This is a genomic window from Photobacterium lipolyticum, from assembly GCF_003026475.1.
In the GTDB taxonomy this organism is placed as follows: domain Bacteria; phylum Pseudomonadota; class Gammaproteobacteria; order Enterobacterales; family Vibrionaceae; genus Photobacterium; species Photobacterium lipolyticum.
In genome coordinates this window covers 608,179-628,139 of sequence record NZ_PYMC01000001.1, presented here as the reverse complement: position 1 = coordinate 628,139, position 19,961 = coordinate 608,179, and the positions used below count along the sequence as shown (strand labels likewise).

At 45.3% G+C, this 19,961-nt stretch carries 20 protein-coding genes; 12 read left to right on the top strand and 8 right to left on the bottom strand.

What is annotated here, in order from left to right; all coding sequences use genetic code 11:
• The first annotated feature begins 2 nt into the window (after positions 1-2).
• The 6 genes from napF to C9I89_RS02760 all read left to right on the top strand — a co-directional run bounded on the left by napF (position 3) and on the right by C9I89_RS02760 (position 4,602).
• On the top strand, positions 3-494 hold the full coding sequence (gene napF, locus C9I89_RS02785) for a ferredoxin-type protein NapF (protein WP_107281804.1): 492 nt from the start codon (positions 3-5) through the stop codon (positions 492-494).
• 3 nt (positions 495-497) lie between these two features.
• Positions 498-770: a chaperone NapD gene (locus tag C9I89_RS02780; protein WP_107281803.1), complete on the top strand. Its 273-nt coding sequence runs from the start codon at positions 498-500 to the stop codon at positions 768-770.
• Complete coding sequence (gene napA, locus C9I89_RS02775) at positions 767-3,253, top strand: periplasmic nitrate reductase subunit alpha (RefSeq protein ID WP_107281802.1); 2,487 nt, start codon at positions 767-769, stop codon at positions 3,251-3,253. Before C9I89_RS02780 ends, napA begins: the two co-directional genes overlap by 4 nt.
• 110 nt (positions 3,254-3,363) lie before the next feature.
• Positions 3,364-3,843, top strand: coding sequence for a nitrate reductase cytochrome c-type subunit (locus C9I89_RS02770; protein ID WP_107281801.1), 480 nt, complete (start codon positions 3,364-3,366; stop codon positions 3,841-3,843).
• A gap of 30 nt (positions 3,844-3,873) precedes the next feature.
• The gene (locus tag C9I89_RS02765) at positions 3,874-4,446 is read left to right on the top strand and encodes a NapC/NirT family cytochrome c (RefSeq protein ID WP_107281800.1); all 573 of its coding nucleotides are present in this window, start codon (positions 3,874-3,876) and stop codon (positions 4,444-4,446) included.
• Positions 4,447-4,467: 21 nt separating this feature from the next.
• Positions 4,468-4,602: a TIGR02808 family protein gene (locus C9I89_RS02760; RefSeq protein WP_107281799.1), complete on the top strand. Its 135-nt coding sequence runs from the start codon at positions 4,468-4,470 to the stop codon at positions 4,600-4,602.
• Positions 4,603-4,699: 97 nt separating this feature from the next.
• Here the strand turns inward: C9I89_RS02760 and C9I89_RS02755 are convergent, their stop codons facing one another.
• Entirely contained in the window at positions 4,700-5,158 is a 459-nt protein-coding gene (locus C9I89_RS02755) for a DUF1499 domain-containing protein (protein WP_107281798.1), read from the bottom strand.
• A 46-nt stretch (positions 5,159-5,204) separates the two neighbouring features.
• Positions 5,205-5,546, bottom strand: a complete 342-nt coding sequence (locus tag C9I89_RS02750) for a DUF2956 domain-containing protein (RefSeq protein WP_107281797.1) — start codon at positions 5,544-5,546, stop codon at positions 5,205-5,207.
• 528 nt (positions 5,547-6,074) lie between these two features.
• On the opposite strand from C9I89_RS02750, the gene C9I89_RS02745 reads away from it, so the two are divergent.
• Together C9I89_RS02745 and C9I89_RS02740 are read left to right on the top strand one after the other, a co-directional pair.
• Complete coding sequence (locus tag C9I89_RS02745) at positions 6,075-6,536, top strand: DUF2919 domain-containing protein (protein WP_107281796.1); 462 nt, start codon at positions 6,075-6,077, stop codon at positions 6,534-6,536.
• Positions 6,537-6,541: 5 nt separating this feature from the next.
• Positions 6,542-6,946, top strand: a complete 405-nt coding sequence (locus C9I89_RS02740; protein ID WP_107281795.1) for a hypothetical protein — start codon at positions 6,542-6,544, stop codon at positions 6,944-6,946.
• Between the two features lie 11 nt (positions 6,947-6,957).
• Here the strand turns inward: C9I89_RS02740 and C9I89_RS02735 are convergent, their stop codons facing one another.
• Positions 6,958-8,547 (bottom strand): ABC transporter substrate-binding protein, encoded by a 1,590-nt coding sequence (locus C9I89_RS02735; RefSeq protein WP_107281794.1) that lies wholly within the window; start codon positions 8,545-8,547, stop codon positions 6,958-6,960.
• A gap of 177 nt (positions 8,548-8,724) precedes the next feature.
• Here C9I89_RS02735 and C9I89_RS02730 point away from each other — a divergent pair, with 177 nt between their 5' ends.
• A complete protein-coding gene (locus C9I89_RS02730) occupies positions 8,725-9,621 on the top strand; it encodes a Dyp-type peroxidase (protein WP_107281793.1) in 897 nt (298 codons plus the stop codon).
• Between the two features lie 119 nt (positions 9,622-9,740).
• Here the strand turns inward: C9I89_RS02730 and crr are convergent, their stop codons facing one another.
• The 5 genes from crr to cysZ all read right to left on the bottom strand — a co-directional run bounded on the left by crr (position 9,741) and on the right by cysZ (position 14,712).
• Entirely contained in the window at positions 9,741-10,250 is a 510-nt protein-coding gene (crr, locus tag C9I89_RS02725) for a PTS glucose transporter subunit IIA (RefSeq protein ID WP_107281792.1), read from the bottom strand.
• Between the two features lie 40 nt (positions 10,251-10,290).
• On the bottom strand, positions 10,291-12,018 hold the full coding sequence (gene ptsI / locus C9I89_RS02720; protein ID WP_107281791.1) for a phosphoenolpyruvate-protein phosphotransferase PtsI: 1,728 nt from the start codon (positions 12,016-12,018) through the stop codon (positions 10,291-10,293).
• Between the two features lie 54 nt (positions 12,019-12,072).
• Positions 12,073-12,330, bottom strand: coding sequence for an HPr family phosphocarrier protein (locus C9I89_RS02715; RefSeq protein ID WP_107281790.1), 258 nt, complete (start codon positions 12,328-12,330; stop codon positions 12,073-12,075).
• Between the two features lie 315 nt (positions 12,331-12,645).
• Positions 12,646-13,614 (bottom strand): cysteine synthase A, encoded by a 969-nt coding sequence (cysK, locus tag C9I89_RS02710; RefSeq protein ID WP_107281789.1) that lies wholly within the window; start codon positions 13,612-13,614, stop codon positions 12,646-12,648.
• A gap of 330 nt (positions 13,615-13,944) precedes the next feature.
• A complete protein-coding gene (cysZ, locus tag C9I89_RS02705; protein ID WP_107281788.1) occupies positions 13,945-14,712 on the bottom strand; it encodes a sulfate transporter CysZ in 768 nt (255 codons plus the stop codon).
• A gap of 365 nt (positions 14,713-15,077) precedes the next feature.
• Here cysZ and zipA point away from each other — a divergent pair, with 365 nt between their 5' ends.
• From zipA to C9I89_RS02690, 3 genes are all read left to right on the top strand, one after another.
• Positions 15,078-16,127, top strand: coding sequence for a cell division protein ZipA (gene zipA, locus C9I89_RS02700; RefSeq protein ID WP_211315191.1), 1,050 nt, complete (start codon positions 15,078-15,080; stop codon positions 16,125-16,127).
• 85 nt (positions 16,128-16,212) lie between these two features.
• Entirely contained in the window at positions 16,213-18,228 is a 2,016-nt protein-coding gene (gene ligA / locus C9I89_RS02695; protein ID WP_107281786.1) for an NAD-dependent DNA ligase LigA, read from the top strand.
• Between the two features lie 532 nt (positions 18,229-18,760).
• Positions 18,761-19,843 (top strand): porin, encoded by a 1,083-nt coding sequence (locus tag C9I89_RS02690; protein ID WP_107281785.1) that lies wholly within the window; start codon positions 18,761-18,763, stop codon positions 19,841-19,843.
• The last annotated feature ends 118 nt before the right edge of the window (positions 19,844-19,961 follow it).

Genomic DNA, 19,961 nt, shown 5'->3' with positions numbered 1-19,961 from the left:
AAATGTTCGATCGTTCACGTCGTAAAATGTTTACGCGTCGTCGCACTCCTGAATTGCAGCGCTTGCCATGGGTTATTGATGAAGCAGTTTTTACTGATAGCTGCACCCGCTGCAATAAATGCATCAGTGCATGTGAATCCCAGATTATTGTAAAAGGCGATGGAGGGTTTCCAACCATCGACTTTAACTATGGTGAATGTACTTTTTGCTACCGCTGCGCAGAAGCTTGTCCTGAGTCATTATTCCATCCACAAACGGACAATCCCTGGGAGCTGAAAGCTCAGATTAACCAGAGTTGTCTGGCACATAACAAGATTGAGTGCCGCAGCTGCGGTGACATGTGTGAAGTACAAGCAATACGTTTCAGGCTGCAAGCAGGCGGGGTCGCCCAGCCAGCTCTGAAAGCAGATGATTGCACAGGCTGTGGTGCCTGTTTATCGGTTTGTCCGACATCAGCAATCACCATGGTGATTAACGAAGTAGAAGAGAAATAGCCTATGGCGCAACAGGAAGTGCATATCTCTAGCCTGGTTGTACATGTAAAACCTGATCATTTAGAAGTCGTGAAAACTCAGATACTTGATTTCCCGAACACGGAAATTCATGGTGAGAGCGAAGAGGGAAAGATCATTGTCGTTCTGGAAACCGCGAATCAGGGTTATGTGACTGATACTATAGATAAAATAAATAATTTAGAACATGTTTTAATCACTTTTTTAGTGTACCACCAAATTGAACACTTTGATCCGCAATCTGAGGATGACTCATGAAAATGACAAGACGTGCGTTTGTTAAGGCAAACGCGGCTGCATCTGCGGCAGCTGTTGCTGGTATTAGCTTGCCAGCGTCAGCAACTAACTTAATTGTTAGTTCTGACCAAACCAAAATTAAGTGGGATAAGGCTCCGTGTCGTTTTTGTGGTACAGGTTGTTCGGTATTGGTAGGTACGCAGAATGGTCGTGTCGTTGCCACTCAGGGGGATCCGGAAGCGCCTGTCAACAAAGGCCTGAACTGTATCAAAGGTTATTTCCTCTCTAAGATTATGTACGGAAAAGACCGTCTGCAAACGCCTATGCTGCGGATGAAAAACGGCAAGTTTGACAAAGACGGCGACTTTGCCCCTATTTCCTGGGATCAAGCCTTCGATATTATGGCAGAGAAATGGAAAGCTGCACTGAAAGAGAAAGGCCCGACAAGTGTGGGTATGTTCGGTTCTGGTCAGTGGACCGTCATGGAAGGGTATGCCGCTTCAAAAATGATGAAAGCCGGCTTCCGCTCTAACAACATCGATCCAAATGCGCGTCACTGTATGGCTTCTGCTGTCGGTGCTTTCATGCGTACCTTTGGTATCGATGAGCCGATGGGCTGCTACGATGATTTCGAACATGCCGATGCGTTTGTGCTTTGGGGTTCAAACATGGCTGAAATGCACCCGGTTCTATGGACACGTATTACTGATCGCCGTTTAAGTCATCCTCATGTCAAAGTAAACGTGTTGTCGACCTATTATCACCGTTCATTTGAACTGGCTGATAACGGTATGATTTTCGAACCGCAGACCGATCTGGCAATTGCTAACTTCATTGCTAACTACATCATCCAAAATGATGCCGTGAACTGGGACTTTGTTGATAAGCATACTCACTTCAAGCGTGCGACGGCAGACATTGGTTACGGTCTTCGTGATGAGCATCCGCTGCAGCAGAAGGCCGAAAATCCGAACGTCGGCAAAATGCACCCGATGAGCTTTGAGGAGTATAAAGCGTCGGTTGCAGAGTATACGTTAGAAAAAGCATCTGAAATGTCTGGGGTTTCCCAAGAAAAACTGCTGGAGATGGCAAAGCAGTACGCAGATCCGAAAGTAAAAGTGATGTCGCTATGGACCATGGGGATGAACCAACATACCCGCGGTGTGTGGATGAACAGCCTGGTTTACAATATTCACCTATTAACCGGTAAGATCTCTCAGCCGGGTAACAGCCCGTTCTCGTTGACTGGCCAGCCGTCTGCCTGTGGTACAGCGCGCGAAGTGGGTACGTTCTCTCACCGTTTGCCAGCCGACATGGTGGTGGCAAATCCCAAGCACCGTGCGATCGCAGAAAAAATCTGGAAACTGCCTGAAGGTACGATTCCGCCAAAACCGGGTTATCACGCGGTCGTCCAGGATCGCATGCTAAAAGACGGCAAGCTAAATGCTTACTGGGTTATGTGTAATAACAACATGCAGGCGGGCCCGAATATTAATGAAGAACGTCTGCCTGGTTACCGTAACCCGGCAAACTTCATTGTTTGTTCTGATCCGTACCCAACAGTAACTGCTCAGGCGTCTGATTTGATCCTTCCGACTGCAATGTGGGTAGAAAAAGAAGGCGCTTACGGTAATGCCGAGCGTCGTACTCAAGCCTGGTACCAGCAGGTTGAAGCGCAGGGTGATGCAAAATCAGATCTTTGGCAGCTAATGGAATTCTCTAAGCGCTTCAAGATTGAAGAAGTGTGGGGTGATGATCTGCTGGCGAAAATGCCTGAATACCGCGGTAAGAGCATGTATGAAGTGCTGTTCCGTAATGGCCAGGTGGATAAGTTCCCGCTTTCTGAAGCGCAAGAGCTTAACGATGATGCAAAAGCGCAGGGTTTCTATCTGCAAAAAGGCCTGTTTGAAGAATACGCAGCATTTGGTCGCGGTCATGGTCACGATTTAGCACCCTATGATACGTACCATAAAGTACGTGGTTTGCGCTGGCCGGTTGTTGATGGCAAAGAAACACAATGGCGTTTTGCTGAAGGTTCAGATCCATATGTTCCTGAAGGCACTGGCTTTAAGTTCTATGGTAAGCCAGACGGTAAAGCAAATATCATTTTTGCACCGTATGAGCCTGCTCCGGAAATGCCAGATAAAGATTATGACATGTGGTTATGTACTGGCCGTGTATTAGAGCACTGGCATACCGGAACTATGACCCGCCGTGTCCCTGAATTGTACAAAGCAGTGCCTGATGCGGTTTGTTATATCCACCCTGATGATGCCCAGGCCCGTGGCCTGCGCCGTGGTGATGAAGTGTTATTGGCATCTCGTCGTGGTGAAGTTCGTTGTCGAGTTGAAACCCGAGGTCGTAACCGTCCTCCTGTCGGTTTGGTCTTTGTACCATTCTTTGATGCTCGCATCTTGGTTAACAAACTGATTTTGGATGCCACTGATCCGCTGTCTAAGCAGACAGATTTTAAAAAGTGCCCAATCAAGATCACTAAAGTTTAATTAATCGTATGAAGCTGGCTGCTTGATCCCTGTACGCAGAGATATGAGGGGGACAGGGATTCGGTAGTTACCTTTCTTGAAACGAATTTAGCCATAAGGCGGAGAATACAATGAAGCGACTAGTTTTAGCGGTCATGACTGTTGGTATGTTTTTAGCCAGTGCAGTGCAGGGGGCAGAAGAGCTTAACAACCAAGCCGTTACTAATGCTGGCGGTATTGGTGGGGTAGAATCTTTACGTGGTGTTAGCGAGCTGGAAACCACCCGTCCCGCTGATGATTTCAAACGCTTCCCTCGCGATCAGGGGACGATTGATAGTGATTATGTTTATCAGCCACCTTTAGTTCCACATTCCATTCGTAATTACGAAGTATCGCTAAATGCCAACAAATGTCTGGCGTGCCACAGTTGGAAAAATGCAAAAGAAATGGGTGCAACAAAAATCAGTGTAACCCACTATCAGACCCGTGAAGGACAGGTATTATCAGATGTTTCCCCTCGTCGTTACTTCTGTTTGCAATGCCATGTACCTCAAGCTGATGCAAAGCCATTGGTTGAAAATGATTTCCAACGTGTTGATGCTCTGCGCTAATTATAGCCACAATAAAAAGAGAGGCTATATATGAACCTTTTAAAGGCATTTTGGAGAAGACTGACATCGCCAAGTAAAGTGGCCGTTGGTGTCGTCTTATTCATGGGATTTATGGGCGGCTTGTTATTCTGGGGGGCATTTAACACCGGAATGGAAGCAACCAATACCGAAGAGTTTTGCTCAGGCTGCCATGCGCCGATTGTGAAAGAGATCCGTGAAACGGTTCACTTCTCGAACCGCTCTGGTGTGCGGGCGATTTGCTCTGACTGCCACGTACCTCATAACTGGACAGATAAGATCGTTCGTAAAGTGCAGGCATCAAAAGAGCTGGTGGCTTTTGCGATGGGGACTATCGGTACCGAAGAAAAATTCAAAGAGCGCCGGGCATACCTTGCTAACCGTGAGTGGCACCGGATGAAAGAAAATGATTCGCAGGAATGTCGTAACTGCCATAACTTCGAATATATGGACTTTTCAGAACAAGGCCCGCGTAGTGTTAAACAGCACTCCACGGCATTGGCATCGGGTGAGAAAACGTGTGTGGATTGCCATAAAGGTATTGCACATAAATTACCTGACATGAAAGATGTTGAAGGTTGGTAACAACTAAAAGGTGAGTATACGATGAGTACATTAGAGTCGATTATTTGGCACGCGCTAGGTTATGCCGCAATGCCTGTTATCATTTTAACGGGGTTTGCTGTTGTCGCTGCGATATCGGTAGGGGTACTGGCGCTGGGTAAAGACAAAAATCTCTAATCCCCTGACTGTAGTTAGCTACTGCAGCGTAAAAAAGTAATGAAAAGCCATGTCTGTCAGACGTGGCTTTTTAATGCGCTAATTCATCGCCAGGTAGCTACGGTTTTATGTAGCCCGCTTCAGAGAGCTTACTGCGGAACAGTTCTGCACGTTTACGATTAACGCCGAAATCTGAATAACCCACCCGTGACTCTGAACGCACAATAAGCCGGTTGTCTTGCAGGCGCACTTCAAAATCATCAACAAACTTAAATATGCTACTGCGGCATTCGACCCGAATGTAACCATCCTTTTGAGAACCTAAGCTGGCACCGGGTAATGATAGTGCTAGTTGTTCGATAAGATTCCAATTGTTAATACCCGTTTCGGTCAGGCCGAACCCCGCTAATTGGTACTCATGTCGTTCGTCGAGAGTCGATACGCAATTTGGCTTCTCTCGGCATGGCTGCATTGAGCGATCAGGGAATGATACATTATCAGTGTCGGCGTTCGAACAACCGAACAAAATAGCGGTGCTTGCTAGCAGAAATAGGGGCTTTTTTAATTGAAGCTTCATTTTTGCCGTCCTGTTTTTTTGTGTGGTCTTATGATTTATGGTTGTGTCACGATTGCATTAGAAAATAGGCAAATCCTACCCATGAGACCAAGAGTAGCACCCATGGCAACCAGTGTTGTTTATGAATGACGACTTTTTCTGGAGTGGCTGCAGCCACTTCTTTAGGTTGTTCCTGTTTGCCGCTGACCTGTTTTTTACGCAGCTTGTCACGTTCACGCGCTTTGACTTTTTGCTGTTTCTTATAGAGTTCGATGCCCTTTTGAATGCCGGCCGCAACCAATTTAGTCTGATCTTTGGTTTGGCCTGGCTTTTGTGTCGCTTTCGCAATGCGCATTGCTTCAGCTTGCGTTTCTGGTGAGGGGGTATTTGGGTTTTTCTGGATGGTCATTTTAACTCCGCTCAATGGTCTGATCATAGAGGTGTTTTTGTGATTATACCCAAGTAACCTCAAGATGCAGGAAAACTCGCCCTTCGGAGTGATCCAGCATGGGTATATACCTTGTCTTTACTTGGGGGGAGTCTGTTTTTAGTGAATATAATTGTGAGATATGTAGGAATATTTCAATCGATGAATAAACATTTATCGGTTCGCCTCACTGCCTGTAAATAGTTAAGTTGTTGATATTTATCGGTTGTGGTTATTTTTTATAAAATTTCAGAAGTTGTTATGACATCGTTGTTTTCGTAATAAAAACAGAATTTGTGTGTTTATTAGAAGGTAAAGCGTGATCTTGGCTACAAGATGAATAATTGAAAAGTGCGGTGTACCACAGAATTAACCACGGCGAGGTTATTATTCTATCGAGATGGATTATCTTACGAAAACAATAAATACAATGTACATTATATTCAACTGGTTGAATTTGGTGTGATTTGCCACCATTGCTCATAGAGAGAGGATGTGTGAGGAAACACTTTGTTTTATCCAATTGATGCTTATGACAAGCATGGCTTGTTAAAGCCTTCGATGATGTTGTGGTTAGCTTTGGCATTCAGTGCCAAAGCGTGGATTGTCTTTGTAATGGCTGGAGCCAGCCGCGATCAGGGATCGCAAATACTGACAATTTTCTATCCATTACGAGAAAGCTTATATGTCGGTATGGTGATAGGGCTACCCGCACTACTGTTGATGTGGTTATCCGGCCAGCGATATAAAAATCACAACGTAATGAATTTTTTATGGCAGCACGGCAAAAAACTATTACTTGCTGCCTATATAACTGATTGTTTACTGCAACTGTATCACCTGTCGCTCACACATGGTGCATTCAGCTGGACTCGCGCAACGACGATGTTGCTTACCCTTTGGTTCAGCTTGTACTTGATGAGAAGCACCCGAGTCAGGAATACATTTGCAGATAAGCCCATAGAGAGGTAAAGCAAATGAATGAATGGAGTAAAGGTTTAGTGCTCTTTAGTGCACTGTTAAGCCCTTTAGCCATGGCCGATTGGTTATTAGACGTTAACTTTGAACTGACTGGTTTAGATACCAAGCAGACGGTAAATACGTCACTGTCTCTGTTACCTGGGGAAGAAACGGTTTTTTTCGGCACCTCAGAAGAGGGGAGCAGTGCGCGTGAACTGGTTGGTAGTGCAGAGTTGCTGGAAGTATCAGCGGAAGAAGTGATAATTGCTTTCAAGGTACAAGAGCGTCTTGATGACGGTGCGTGGCGTACCATTATCTCACCCACACTATCAACGGGTTTGAATTCGCCTACATCATTTGAAACGGTTGATAACGATTCCCATGAACAGGTAAAACTTCATGTTGAAGTGACTTCGGTATAACGTTCACCGGCTTAAGATTGAATGGTATAACGCTCCTGTCGGGAGCGTTTTTTATGGCCGTACATTTTGCTATCGGCACGCGATAAAAAATAATCGGGTGTATCACCTGAGCGGTAAATCGTTGTGCCGACACTGGCCCCGATCTGAATTTGATAGGGTCCTATCATAAAAGGCTTACTTGCACAGGCTGTAACCTGTTTCGCCAGTTGATTAGCCTGGCTTTCAGTTGTTGTCGGCAGCAATACGATAAACTCATCGCCCGCTAACCGGGCAAAAAAAGCATTTTCTGGCAACAGGCCATTCATTCGAGAGCAGAACTGTTGTAGCACCCGATCACCGGTTTGATGGCCATAGGTATCGTTTACGACTTTGAAATTATCCAAATCGATAAACAGCAAGGCTGGATTGGGCTGTCGGTCTTTTCTGTTGGTGACGGTTTGATGCAGCGTTTCAATTAATGCATAGCGGTTGGCAACCCCCGTTAGCATGTCTTTACGAGCAATGCGTTCCGCTTTTTCTTCTGCTTTAATTCTGCGAGTGATTTCTTTTTTCAGGTGATTGTTTGTAAATGAAAAATAGCAAGCAGTTAAGGAAGTTAAGGTGAGTAATATGGCACCAATTTGTACCCAGCTTTTAATGTCTAGCCAGGTTAACTCTGAGCGTAAGGGGTAGAGGAATTTCTCATCAATAGTTGTCGCGGGCAACATATTTAATGCGGCGAGCTGATCGGCAATATGTTGCCAGCGATTTGGATTCATACGCCCGATTTCGATTAAATCAGACATGATCATGTGTGCTGCCGTCGTGAGCTCAAACCGAAGATGTGCGCGCGTTTTGTTGGTCTGATATTGCTGTTCGATAACATCTAAGGTTTCTTCAATGTTGCTTAAGGCATAGTACCAACCTTCAATGCTCGCCTGACGGAAACGATCGACGAGCTCTGGCTTATTTCGTGCCAGATCCTGATGGGTGAAGATGATATCGCTATAGAAATTAATACCGTCGTCTGCCGGGTTAAAAATTAGAGAGTTAAGACCGCGTTCTTTCAGGTAATAGGGTTCATTGGTCAAATAGCCGTTGAAAGCATCGATTTTTCCACTAATCAAATCTTCAATATTGGCAGAGGTAGTAACTTGTTCAAATTCTGTAAGCTCGATATTATTTTTAGCTAATAACATAATGAGTTCAGCATCTTCGGTACCAGAAAACATCATCACTTTTTTTCCCACTAAATCATCGAGGGTCTGGATGTGGCTATTATCAGTGGTGATCAGAATAGAAGGAGATTGCTGGAACACTGTCGCGAGTGCGACTAAAGGGAAACCATGGCCATAGGCAATGAGTACCTCAGTGTTACCCACACCAAAGTCTGCACGTTTAGCGATCACCTCTTTTAATGGAACCTGGTTATTGCCGCCGGGTTTAATCACAACATTGAGACCGGCTTGTTGATACAGGCCTTTTGCTTTTGCCATGTAAAATCCCGCCGATTGCGCCTGATGTAACCAGCGAAGCTGAAGCGTAACAGTCTCAAGCGCAGCAACGCTAGAGCTTATAGTTATCAGGATGGCAGATAAAGCAAGAGAAAAAACTCGGCCCACAATATGCAACTAACTCCATGTTGTTTTTTTCAGAGCTAATATTGATAAACATCGGTAGTGTTGTAAAGGTTTTCTATTGTTAAATGCGATAGCTGGCAATGATTTGGTCGGTTAAAAATGCCGGAAACGTTATAATCAATTATCTAGGTTCAAATTAATAATATTCAGGAGAATCATATGGCTATCGCACAACCCGCAGTTTTGCCAGAAGCCGGACCTTTTGCCCTTTATGTGGTCATGAAGGTTATCGGAGGCAAGGACGCGGTTATAGCTCAATGTAAATCGCTGCATCACAGATTAGCAACACTGAACGAGCAGCAGCCTGATGCCAATCTTCGTGCGAGTATGGCTTTTGGTAAAGCATTTTGGCAGTCTTTAGAGAAAGGCTGCCCAGCAGAATTTGATGATTTTACGCCGCTTGGTGACGGTGATATTACGGCACCTGCAACGGGAGGGGATATTCTGCTTCATATAAACTCAAGCCGTCATGATCTGAACTTCTATACCTTACGTTGCTTTCTTGAGCCTGTAGCAAAAGATATTGAAGTGTTAGACGAGACTTATGGTTTTAAGTACCTTGATTCACGTGACATGATTGATTTTGTTGATGGCACGGAAAACCCGAAAACCACAGAAGCCCGTAGTGATGTTGCTTTGATCAAAGATGGCGAGTTTGCTGGTGGAAGTTTCGTGATGGTTCAGCGATTCGTGCATAACCTGCCCGCTTGGAATCGTCTGAATATTCAGGCGCAAGAAAAAGTGATTGGTCGTACTAAGCTGGACTCTGTTGAGTTGGAAGATGTCCCCGCAGCTTCTCACGTTGGCCGCGTTGATCTTAAAGAAGAAGGTAAAGGGCTGAAGATTGTACGCCACAGCTTGCCGTACGGCACGGTAACGGGTGATCACGGCTTGCTGTTTATTGCCTATTGCCATACTCAGCATAATTTCAATGCGATGTTAAAGAGCATGTACGGCGAGACGGATGGCCAATCGGATCAGATGCTGCGTTTTACGAAGGCAGTTACAGGCGCATACTTCTTTGCACCGTCGGTTGAGATGTTGGAAAGTTTGTAGAAGTTCCGAGAAGCTAGGGGCGAGTAACGACTAGATACTCGCACCTAGAAACTCGTTTTTCTTTTCCCCAACAAAAAACGCCACCCGAAGGTGGCGTTTTTGTTAAGACTGAGGCAATCTTACTTCTTGATGCGTAGAACTGGAGTTTCACCCACAGTCACTGCGCCAGAAAGTTTGTTCAGTTCTTTGATCTCGTCCATGTTAGAGATAACAACAGGAGTCAGAGTTGACTTTGCTTTCTCTTCCAGTAGCGCAAGATCGAATTCGATAACAGTGTCACCGACTTTAACAGTTTGGCCTTCCTCTGCAATGCGAGTGAAGCCTTCACCTTTCAGTTCAACAGTATCGATACCGAAGTGAACGAAAAGCTCAATACCATCGTCAGACTCAATAGAGAAAGCGTGGTTGGTTTCGAAGATCTTGCCGATTGTACCGTTTACTGGTGCAACCATTTTGTTTCCAGCAGGCTTGATAGCGATGCCGTCACCAACGATCTTCTCTGCAAAAACAACATCTGGCACATCTTCGATGTTTACGATTTCGCCAGAAAGTGGTGCGATAATTTCGATTGCACCAGCTTCGTTGCTGTCGTCAGAAACCAGCTTCTTCAATTTGTCAAACAGACCCATATCGTTGCTCCTAAGCGTTGTTATTCTATCTGCAGCTATATTAGCAGATGGTCTTTTCTGCGATGAATTTTTCTACGTGTGCTTCGATTTCAGCAGCCGTTGGTAGAGCAAGTGCTTGCTCTGCCATAGCTTTAACATCAGCAAAGTTAGCGTTACGGATAACTTTCTTAATGCGTGGAATTGAAATCCCGCTCATGCTGAACTCGTCCAGACCCATACCTAATAGCAATAGGGTAGCACGTTCGTCACCTGCTAGCTCGCCACACATGCCAGTCCACTTACCTTCTTTGTGAGAAGCATCGATAACTTGCTTGATCACAGTCAGTACTGCAGGTGATAGCGGGTTATATAGATGAGAAATAAGCTCATTTCCGCGGTCAACTGCAAGAGTATACTGGGTTAAGTCGTTTGTACCAATGCTAAAAAAGGATACTTCTTTAGCAAGGTGGTGAGCGATAGCAGCTGCTGCAGGTGTTTCCACCATTACGCCGATTTCGATTTGCTCGTCGAAGGCAAGGCCTTCAGTGCGTAGTTCAGCTTTGTATTCTTCGATAGCTGCTTTCAGTTCACGGATTTCTTCTACAGAAATAATCATCGGGAACATGATACGGATCTTACCGTGTGCAGATGCACGTAGAATTGCACGCAACTGATCACGTAGAATTTCACGACGATCCAGACTGATGCGAATTGCACGCCAGCCCAGGAACGGGTTCATTTCTTTAGGCAGATCCAGGTATGGGAGATCCTTGTCGCCACCGATATCCATGGTGCGGATAATCACTGACTCGCCGTGCATTGCTTCAGCAACGTCTTTATACGCCTGGTACTGCTCATCTTCGGTTGGAAGAGAGTCACGGTCCATGAACAGGAATTCGGTACGGTACAGGCCAACACCTTCACCGCCGTTACGGTTAATACCGTCACAGTCTTTAACGGTACCGATGTTACCGCAAACTTCTACTTGCTGACCATCAAGGGTAATTGCAGGTAGATCCTTCAGTTTCGCAAGCTCATCTTTCTCAGCCTGGTACTCGTCACGGATCGTTTTGAATTTAGTTAACTCGGCTTGTGTTGGGTTGATCACGATTTGGTTGTTGATTGCATCAAGAACCAGCATGTCACCATTATGAACACGAGTTGTAATATCGTTGGTACCTACGATTGCAGGTAGCTCAAGAGAACGCGCCATGATAGAGGTGTGCGAAGTACGGCCACCGATATCAGTAATGAAGCCAAGTACGTAATCCAGATTGATTTGTGCCGTCTCAGAAGGCGTCAGGTCGTTTGCAACCAGAATCACTTCTTCATTAATTGCACTTAGGTTAACGATACTGATACCTAATGCGTTTTTGACGAAACGGCTACCGATATCACGGATATCCGTTGCACGCTCTTTCAGGTATTCGTCATCTAAAGATTCTAGCGTTGTTGCCTGCTCTTCGATAATAGAGTGAATAGCAAGGGCTGCAGATGCTTTGTTGTCTTTAATGAAGGCTATGATTTCTTCTTCAAGCTCCTCATCCTCCAGCAACATGATGTGACCTTCAAAGATCGCTTCCTTCTCTTCACCGAAGGTGATACGTGCTTTTTCTTTGATTACTTCTAGTTGCTCAGAAGATTTTTTTCGAGCGTCGAAGAAACATTGAATTTCGTTATCGATCTGGTCTGCAGAGATTGGAGTCTTGTTAAGAACAATCTCGTCTTCTTGTAGTAGCAGTGCTTTACCAAAAGCAATACCAGGAGATGCCAGGATACCTGAAATCATAGCCTTACCTTAAATTAACTAAAAAACTAGGGAACGTAATAAACAGACGGCGAATTAGTGCAGCGTGTCCATTAGAGCAACCAGGTGGTCTACTGCAGCTTGTGCCTGAGCACCTTCAGCAGAGATAGTTACGTGAGTACCTTTAACTAAACCTAGTGTTTGTAGTTTGAACAGACTTTTTGCACTTGCGCTCTTACCGTTAGAAGTAACAGTAATGTCGGCGTCGAACCCTTTAGCTTCTTTAACGAACTGAGCCGCTGGACGAGTGTGTAGACCGTTTTCTGCAGTAATTTCAACTTGCTTCTGATACATTTTTCACCCCGATTATCGATATAATATTTATTTAATATTTACGTAACTGAAAGAAAGCTTAACGTGTGTAGTCTTGGCTTGCCAATACTAAGTACAAACTACCCAACAGTTCGTCGTTTTAGCTTAACCCAAGTCAAATTTTCATGAGATTTTTTGTCTTGGTTGCATCTTTACGGTCAAAGTTTAACCTTTTAATTCGATGCTTAAATTAAAACATTGCAAGTTTATATTAAACGTAAAGGAAAAATGCAACAAAAAAGCCCCGGAAGGGGCTTTTTAAGGCAAGAATTGGTTATGGATTACTTAAAAGTGTGATCACTGTTGGGTTTCTTTATCTGTGAAAATACCTGAAAACAGAGCCGTGGACAGGTAACGTTCACTTGAACTTGGTAGCACAACAACAATATTTTTACCGGCAAATTCTGGGCGTTCAGCAATGCGGTTTGCAGCCACCACTGCGGCACCGGAAGAGATACCAGCCAGAATGCCTTCTTCTTCCATCAGGCGACGTGCCATTGTAATTGACTCTTCAGAGCTGACGCGTTCAACTTCATCAATCAGAGACAGCTCAAGGTTGCCAGGAATGAAGCCCGCACCGATCCCTTGAATTTTGTGAGGTGCCGGTTTCACTTCTTCGCCGTTCAGGGTCTGGGTAATAACCGGCGACTCGGAAGGTTCAACGGCAACCGTTGTAATGGCTTTGCCTTTTTGCTGTTTAATAAAACGGCTAACGCCTGTCAGCGTACCGCCTGTTCCGACACCAGAAACGAAGACATCAACGCCACCATCGGTTGCGTCCCAAATTTCCGGGCCAGTCGTCTTTTCGTGAATTTCAGGGTTGGCAGGGTTGTTAAATTGCTGCAGTAACAGATACTTACCTGGGTCTGACGCCACAATCTCTTCTGCTTTATCAATAGCACCTTTCATACCTTTTGGTGCTTCGGTCAGCACCAAATTAGCTCCCAATGCTTTAAGGAGCTTACGGCGCTCAAGGCTCATGCTTTCAGGCATGGTCAGTGTCAGCTTATAACCGCGTGCTGCAGCAACGAAAGCCAGAGCAATACCAGTGTTACCACTGGTTGGTTCAACCAGTTCAACACCTTCTTTTAATAGGCCTTTTTTCTCGGCATCCCAAATCATATTTGCGCCAATTCGGCATTTAACGCTGAAGCTTGGATTACGGGCTTCAACTTTAGCCAGAACGTTACCTTTACTTACGCGGTTCAGACGTACTAGTGGAGTATTACCAATCGTTAAGGAGTTATCTTCGTAAATCTTGCTCATGCTTGTCGTTCCTTCATGACACGTTCTAATTTCAGATAGAGTAAGGATAAACCGTCATCGGTATTTGGAAAGTAATTTATTGTTATATCTTATTGTTATAAAGGAAGACCCTAAATTTTAGGTTCGAGGTTCGAGAGGGAAGTGCGGTCGTGGAAAGAGTTGGCCTATGGTCTAAGGCTGATGGGAAAGGTTCTTGGACTTCGTATACGGTAGCTGATTGATAATGAGTAGGTTATTTTTTGAATGTTCAATTTAGAACGAGCAAGGCGTATTTTGCTCGTAGCATTTGAAATAACAAAGGAGAGTTAACCTCTCCTTTGTGCCTAGTGCCTAGTGTCGAGTACCTATCATCTGCTCTCGGTAATGATCGACCCACATCGCCGTTGCGCCGCATACGGCGATTGGCATGACAAATAAGTTCAGTATTGGAGTCATGGTAAACAGCATGACTAAACTACCAAAGCTGAGTGATTTACCTCGTTTGAGTTTCAAGGCATCACGCATTGATTCAAAAGGAATTTTATGGTTATCAAATGGGTAATCGACATATTGGATGGTCATCATCCATGCGCTGAATAAGAACCACAATACCGGCCCAACGGTTTGGCCGATAGCCGGAATCCAAAGCAGGATGAGTAAACCAATAGCTTTTGGCAAGTAATACTTAAGTTTAATCCATTCTCGACCCATGATCCGCGGTAGGTCTTTCATTATCTCTTTTAGCCCCGCATCTGGCGCAGGCTTATTGGTCAGTTTGGCTTCGAGGTGTTCTGCCAGTAAGCCATTAAACGGCGCAGCAATCCAATTGGCGATGGTACTGAAGAGATATGAAAATATTACCAGCGTTGCTATTGCAAGCAATGGCCAAAGCAAATATGACAGCCAATCTAACCATGACGGTAATGATGCTAACCAGCTGTTAATCCAATCACTGAGTTGACTTAAGACAAAACCAAATGCACTGCCAAACAACAGCACGTTAACTAATAGAGGCAGAATGACAAATCGTCGGGTCCCCGGTTGCATGGCTAAAGACATGCCTTTAAAAAAGTACCCTGCGCCACTGACTGGGGCTTGGATGATTTGCGGTTTTGACATTAAATACTCCTTACACAAAGTTCTCATCCAGAGAGGTGAACGTTGCTCTCCTTTATAGGATACAGAGAGCATGTTAACGGGGAGAACGGTGTAGAATCAAATTCCAAACTTGTTGTCATAGCTAATTAGAGGGAAGTTTGGTGGTTATTTTGTCTGAAATTTGTGCAAATTTGTGCTCAGCAGCACTATCTTGCACGAATAACAATATTCATCTTCTCATTATTAATTGAGTTTTGGTACATTAAGTTAATAGTAGGCTTGAAACCTGTTAGCTTTTAATCGGCTCAGGTGCTTTTGTAAGTCCTGTGACACTTTTACTATTATTTACCCCGTAAGGGATAACGAGTTAATTCAGAGTATTCATAATGCAGGAATTGCGTCTGGTTCTTATTATTGTTGGTGCGCTGGCTATCTCTGCGCTTCTTTTACACGGTCTTTGGACCAGCAGAAAAGAAAAGCCCGCGAAATTTGGTGAGAAACCGTTGGGTAAGTTAGGGGATACTAACAATGTAGATACCGATGGTTTTGATCAAGATGGCGTCGGTTCCGTTCGGGTGGTCAATACTGGACCAGAAGAAGCAGAGAAAAAAGCCCATAAACGCACGGAGCCTGAATTACATTTTGGCGAAAAGTTGCAGGCTGATCCGCTACTTGATGTAGCCTGTAACGCATCTTTTGTCGATGATTTGCCAAAAATGTCAGCAACCGCGGAGAAAATTGAACCGCAAGCGAGTATCGATACATACCAATCTGAGACTGAGGCGATGCCTGTTGAACCGCAAGGGCCGGCTGAACCTGTTCAAGTCGTCAAAGCTGAGCCGGCAACTGCGGATACAGCATTGTCTAGTGCAGCGCTGTCTGAAAGACCTGACGCCGAACCCAACAGCGGTGCAGAAGCCCAACCGGTTGTTGCGGATAGTTCAGACGAGGTTGCAGAGGTTATTGAACCTGAAGAACCAGCCCCTTCTCTTGTCCCTATGGTTGAACCCGAGCCGGTACTGGAACCGAGCTATCTGGCGCTGAGTGTTCATGCCCGTAACGGCGAGATGCTGCAAGGCGCAAAATTATTTGGTTGTCTCGAGCAGCACAATCTTATTTTTGGCGATAACGCGGTTTACCACCGCCATGCTGATCTGGCCGGCGTTGAACCGGTTCTGTTTTCGGCTGCCAATATGATCCATCCGGGCAACTTCCCTGAAGGGAACGAAGACAACTTTGAAACGCCGGGTGTTTCTTTTTATCTGATGCTGCCTTGTTATGGTCGCGCTGATCAGAATTTCAATTTGATGCTACAAACGGTTCAGCAGATTGCCGACGAATTAAATGCCGATGTGCTTGATCATGAACGAACCATGATCACACCGAACCGAATCGACGCGTATCGTGAAAAAGCTAAACTGTACACCCAGATTTAAGATCCAGATTTAAGATCCATAGTTAAGATATATAGTTTCTATTAGGCTCCTGCAGAGGAGCCTTATTTTTTAGGTAGGAAGAGTAATGAGTACCGACATTCAGCAACAACTTGCCGCGTTGCGTGAACAACTCGCATATCACGGTCACCGTTATTATGTAGAAGATAACCCAGAAATTCCTGATGCTGAATATGACCGCATGATGCAACAGTTACTGGTGCTGGAAGCTGAATACCCGGAATTGGTCACGGTTGATTCTCCTAGCCAGCGAGTTGGCGGTACTCCACTTGACGGTTTTACCCAAGTAAAGCATGAACTACCTATGTTATCGCTGGATAATGCGTTTAACGACGAAGATCTGCAGGCCTTCGAAAAACGGATGCAGGATCGCCTTATCTCTGCGGGAAAATTAAGTTACTGCTGTGAGCCTAAGCTGGACGGCTTGGCGGTAAGTTTGATGTACAAAAACGGTGTGCTGGTTCAGGCGGCAACGCGGGGCGACGGCAGTACCGGTGAAAACATTACCGCCAACGTACGTACCATCCGTTCCATTCCGCTGAAGCTGCGAGGAGAAGGCTGGCCAGCTAGGCTGGAAGTTCGTGGTGAAGTCTTCATGCCTAAAAAAGGCTTTGATGCGCTGAACACACGTGTTCTAAATAAAGGCGAGAAGCCCTTTGCCAATCCGCGTAATGCGGCCGCAGGCAGCCTGCGCCAGCTAGATTCAAAAATTACCGCAACCCGCCCGTTAAGTTTCTATGCCTATTCTGTCGGCGTTGTCGAAGGTCTGGAGCTGGCCCCAAGCCAGTATGATCGCCTTGTACAGCTGAAAGACTGGGGCATACCGATGTGCCCTGAGATCAGGCTGCTTGATACCTTGAACGATGTGATTGCCTACTATCAGGATATCGGCCTGCGTCGCGAGGATCTGGCTTACGAAATCGATGGTGTTGTGATCAAAGTTGATGATATTGAGACACAAGAGCAACTTGGATTCGTAGCGCGAGCACCGCGCTGGGCGATTGCCTATAAATTTCCGGCCCAAGAAGAGATGACGGTACTTAACAATGTTGAGTTTCAGGTCGGGCGAACGGGGGCGATAACGCCGGTTGCGAAGTTAGAGCCGGTTTTCGTCGGTGGTGTTACCGTCAGTAACGCGTCACTGCATAATGCCGATGAAGTGGCCCGCTTAGGGGTAATGGTTGGCGATACCGTGATTATCCGGAGGGCGGGGGACGTGATCCCTCAAGTTGTTTCTGTGGTTGAGTCACGTCGCCCTGAGGGTGCCGTGCCGATTGTCTTTCCAACAGAATGCCCGGTGTGTCAGTCGAAAGTGGAGCGTGTTGACGGCGAAGTGGTGGCGCGTTGTTCTGGCGGCTTGTTCTGTCAGGCGCAACGAAAAGAAGCCCTTAAGCATTTCGTTTCCCGTAAAGCGCTGGATGTTGATGGTTGCGGCGAAAAGGTCATCGAGCAGCTGGTTGATCGGGAAATGGTCTCGACCCCTGCGGATCTGTTTAAACTGTCGGCTGGTACTGTGACGGTGCTTGAACGTATGGGGCCGAAATCTGCCCAAAAACTGATTGATTCTCTCAATAAATCAAAGTTGACCACGCTATCCCGTTTCTTGTATTCACTCGGTATTCGAGAGGTTGGGGAAGCCACTGCTGCAAATCTGGCAAACCATTTTGAAACTTTAGAGGCTATCGCTAAGGCGACGAAAGAACAGCTAATTACGGTTCCGGACGTCGGCAATATTGTTGCCGAGCACCTGTTCAACTTCTTCCGTGAACCGCATAACATGGAAGTGATCGCTGACTTACTGGCTGTCGGTATTCACTGGCCTGCGATAGAAAAGCCGGATGCAGACATGGAGTTGCCCCTCGACGGCAAAGTTGTGGTTTTAACTGGTTCGCTATCGCAACTGACCCGTTCTGATGCTAAAGCGGCGTTACAGAGCCTGGGGGCCAAAGTGACGGGCAGTGTCTCCAAGAAGACCGATTTACTGGTTGCCGGTGAAGCGGCGGGCTCTAAATTAGCCAAAGCACAAGAGCTTGACATTGAAATTTGGGATGAACAAACGCTTGTTGATTTCATGAATCGTTAACCTTTTCCTCCCCGGGTATGTTCTTATTTGGCATAGTTTTGAATATACCCATTTATTCCCCCTGCCTTTATTTCTCTTAAAAAATATCCCCTCTAGATATTTAACAGCAATAAAATAGTTCAATTAAATTTTTATAAATATGACGGCCTTCAAGATGTGAACATAAAAACAATAGGTGTTTTTTTAGTGACACTTCTCATTTTATGTTTTTTGTTTTTTTGTATCCTATTGTATTCGTGTGTTTTTTAGGTTTATTTATAAGTTCTTTGGAGGAGTTTTGATCTTGATCACTGTAGCGTGGAAACTTTGCACTGAGTCATATTTTTCAAAGAATAAATTAAGTTCTGGTTGATGTTTCGCGCTGCGAAAGTAGTCTTGTACCTGAAGTTTTACAGCGGTTCACAAAGAACTAAAAAAATATGATTTAGTCGAATTTAGATTTCGGCAGACATATCGGGAGAGTTACTTGATGCCTTCGGCGGCCAACCTTTAAGGCTCAAGTAAACAGCTAATATTTTTTAGGAGTTATTCCATGGAAAACATGTTTAAGCGTTCAGTTTTAGGTGTGGCAGTTGCAGCTGCTGCAATGGCTTCAGTTGCGGTTCAAGCAGCACCAGCAGCAGCAAATTATGAATTGTATGGCCTGGCTGCTGTCTCTGTATGGGGTGGTGAGGCTGAAGGTAATGACGGTAGTGGTGAAGGTACTTTAAATGTTCTGAATGAATCACGTTTCGGTTTACGTGGTACCCTCGATCTGGAAAAAGGTCCTAAGATGTTCTGGCAGATGGAAGCCGGTGACGTAGGCGATGGTACCAGCGTGAAATCTGACAACGGTAGTATTTCTTGGATGGGTTTCCGTGATAGCTTTATCGGTTTTGAATTTGATGCCGGTAAAGTACGCGTCGGTCGTATGCTAACACCTGCATATCAAATTCTTGACTGGCCATACTCAGGTAACAAACTTGGTGAAGTGTTTGATTGGACGGGCGCTGTCGAAGGCGGTACAAACTACGATCGTCAGAACGACATGGTTCGTTTTGATTCCGCCCAGTTTGGCGCGGTGAACTTCTCAGTGGCAGCCGGTAAAGGTAACGTTACTGAAGATGGAAATAATTGGTATGGCGCTTCTGCCAGTGTAAAAGCAGGTCCAGCGGTATTCCATCTTGGTTATGAACTTGGTGTTGACCGCCAAGTAACTAAAGGTGTAGAAGATGATAAAACGACAGCGGCAGATGAAACTGTAAAACGTGTTGGTTCTGACACTGAGCTGTTCCTTGTCGGTTTTGAGGCAACGTTTGGTGCAATTGGTGTGCAAGGGGCTTATAAAATCGCGGGTGCCGAATATGATAACGGTGCGCCAGACCAGGATCAGAATTCTTACTCGGTAGGGGTTTCTTATTCAATGGAAGACTGGAAATTCAGCTTAGGTTATGCCGCTCAGGAAGATCTTGAAACCGGCGGTGTCAAATCAACGCCAAAATCTGAAGATATCGTCTCGTTTAATGCGTCATACTTTATTGACCCAAGTGCGGAAGTATTTTTCCGTCCTTACCAGATCACTCGCGGTGGCGAAAGTATGTTTGGAGCCGGTGTGGGTATTTCGTACAATTTCTAACGGGCACTTTGTCTAATAGAAACATAACGTAATATGATGTTAAAGCCGACTATATATCAGTCGGCTTTTTACTCTGTACAGAGAGAAAATTGTGTTTAATACCAAACCCATCAAAAAG

Bases quoted from the DNA above. Each gene is read 5' to 3' on its own strand.
- cysK (WP_107281789.1), bottom strand. From the start codon at position 13,614: ATGAGCAAGATTTACGAAGATAACTCCTTAACGATTGGTAATACTCCA.
- C9I89_RS02755 (WP_107281798.1), bottom strand. From the start codon at position 5,158: ATGAAGCTTCAATTAAAAAAGCCCCTATTTCTGCTAGCAAGCACCGCT.
- C9I89_RS02740 (WP_107281795.1), top strand. From the start codon at position 6,542: ATGAATGAATGGAGTAAAGGTTTAGTGCTCTTTAGTGCACTGTTAAGC.
- C9I89_RS02690 (WP_107281785.1), top strand. From the start codon at position 18,761: ATGGAAAACATGTTTAAGCGTTCAGTTTTAGGTGTGGCAGTTGCAGCT.
- zipA (WP_211315191.1), top strand. From the start codon at position 15,078: ATGCAGGAATTGCGTCTGGTTCTTATTATTGTTGGTGCGCTGGCTATC.
- C9I89_RS02730 (WP_107281793.1), top strand. From the start codon at position 8,725: ATGGCTATCGCACAACCCGCAGTTTTGCCAGAAGCCGGACCTTTTGCC.
- napF (WP_107281804.1), top strand. From the start codon at position 3: ATGTTCGATCGTTCACGTCGTAAAATGTTTACGCGTCGTCGCACTCCT.
- ptsI (WP_107281791.1), bottom strand. From the start codon at position 12,018: ATGATTTCAGGTATCCTGGCATCTCCTGGTATTGCTTTTGGTAAAGCA.
- napA (WP_107281802.1), top strand. From the start codon at position 767: ATGAAAATGACAAGACGTGCGTTTGTTAAGGCAAACGCGGCTGCATCT.
- ligA (WP_107281786.1), top strand. From the start codon at position 16,213: ATGAGTACCGACATTCAGCAACAACTTGCCGCGTTGCGTGAACAACTC.
- C9I89_RS02715 (WP_107281790.1), bottom strand. From the start codon at position 12,330: ATGTATCAGAAGCAAGTTGAAATTACTGCAGAAAACGGTCTACACACT.
- crr (WP_107281792.1), bottom strand. From the start codon at position 10,250: ATGGGTCTGTTTGACAAATTGAAGAAGCTGGTTTCTGACGACAGCAAC.
- C9I89_RS02765 (WP_107281800.1), top strand. From the start codon at position 3,874: ATGAACCTTTTAAAGGCATTTTGGAGAAGACTGACATCGCCAAGTAAA.
- C9I89_RS02770 (WP_107281801.1), top strand. From the start codon at position 3,364: ATGAAGCGACTAGTTTTAGCGGTCATGACTGTTGGTATGTTTTTAGCC.
- C9I89_RS02760 (WP_107281799.1), top strand. From the start codon at position 4,468: ATGAGTACATTAGAGTCGATTATTTGGCACGCGCTAGGTTATGCCGCA.
- C9I89_RS02780 (WP_107281803.1), top strand. From the start codon at position 498: ATGGCGCAACAGGAAGTGCATATCTCTAGCCTGGTTGTACATGTAAAA.
- cysZ (WP_107281788.1), bottom strand. From the start codon at position 14,712: ATGTCAAAACCGCAAATCATCCAAGCCCCAGTCAGTGGCGCAGGGTAC.
- C9I89_RS02750 (WP_107281797.1), bottom strand. From the start codon at position 5,546: ATGACCATCCAGAAAAACCCAAATACCCCCTCACCAGAAACGCAAGCT.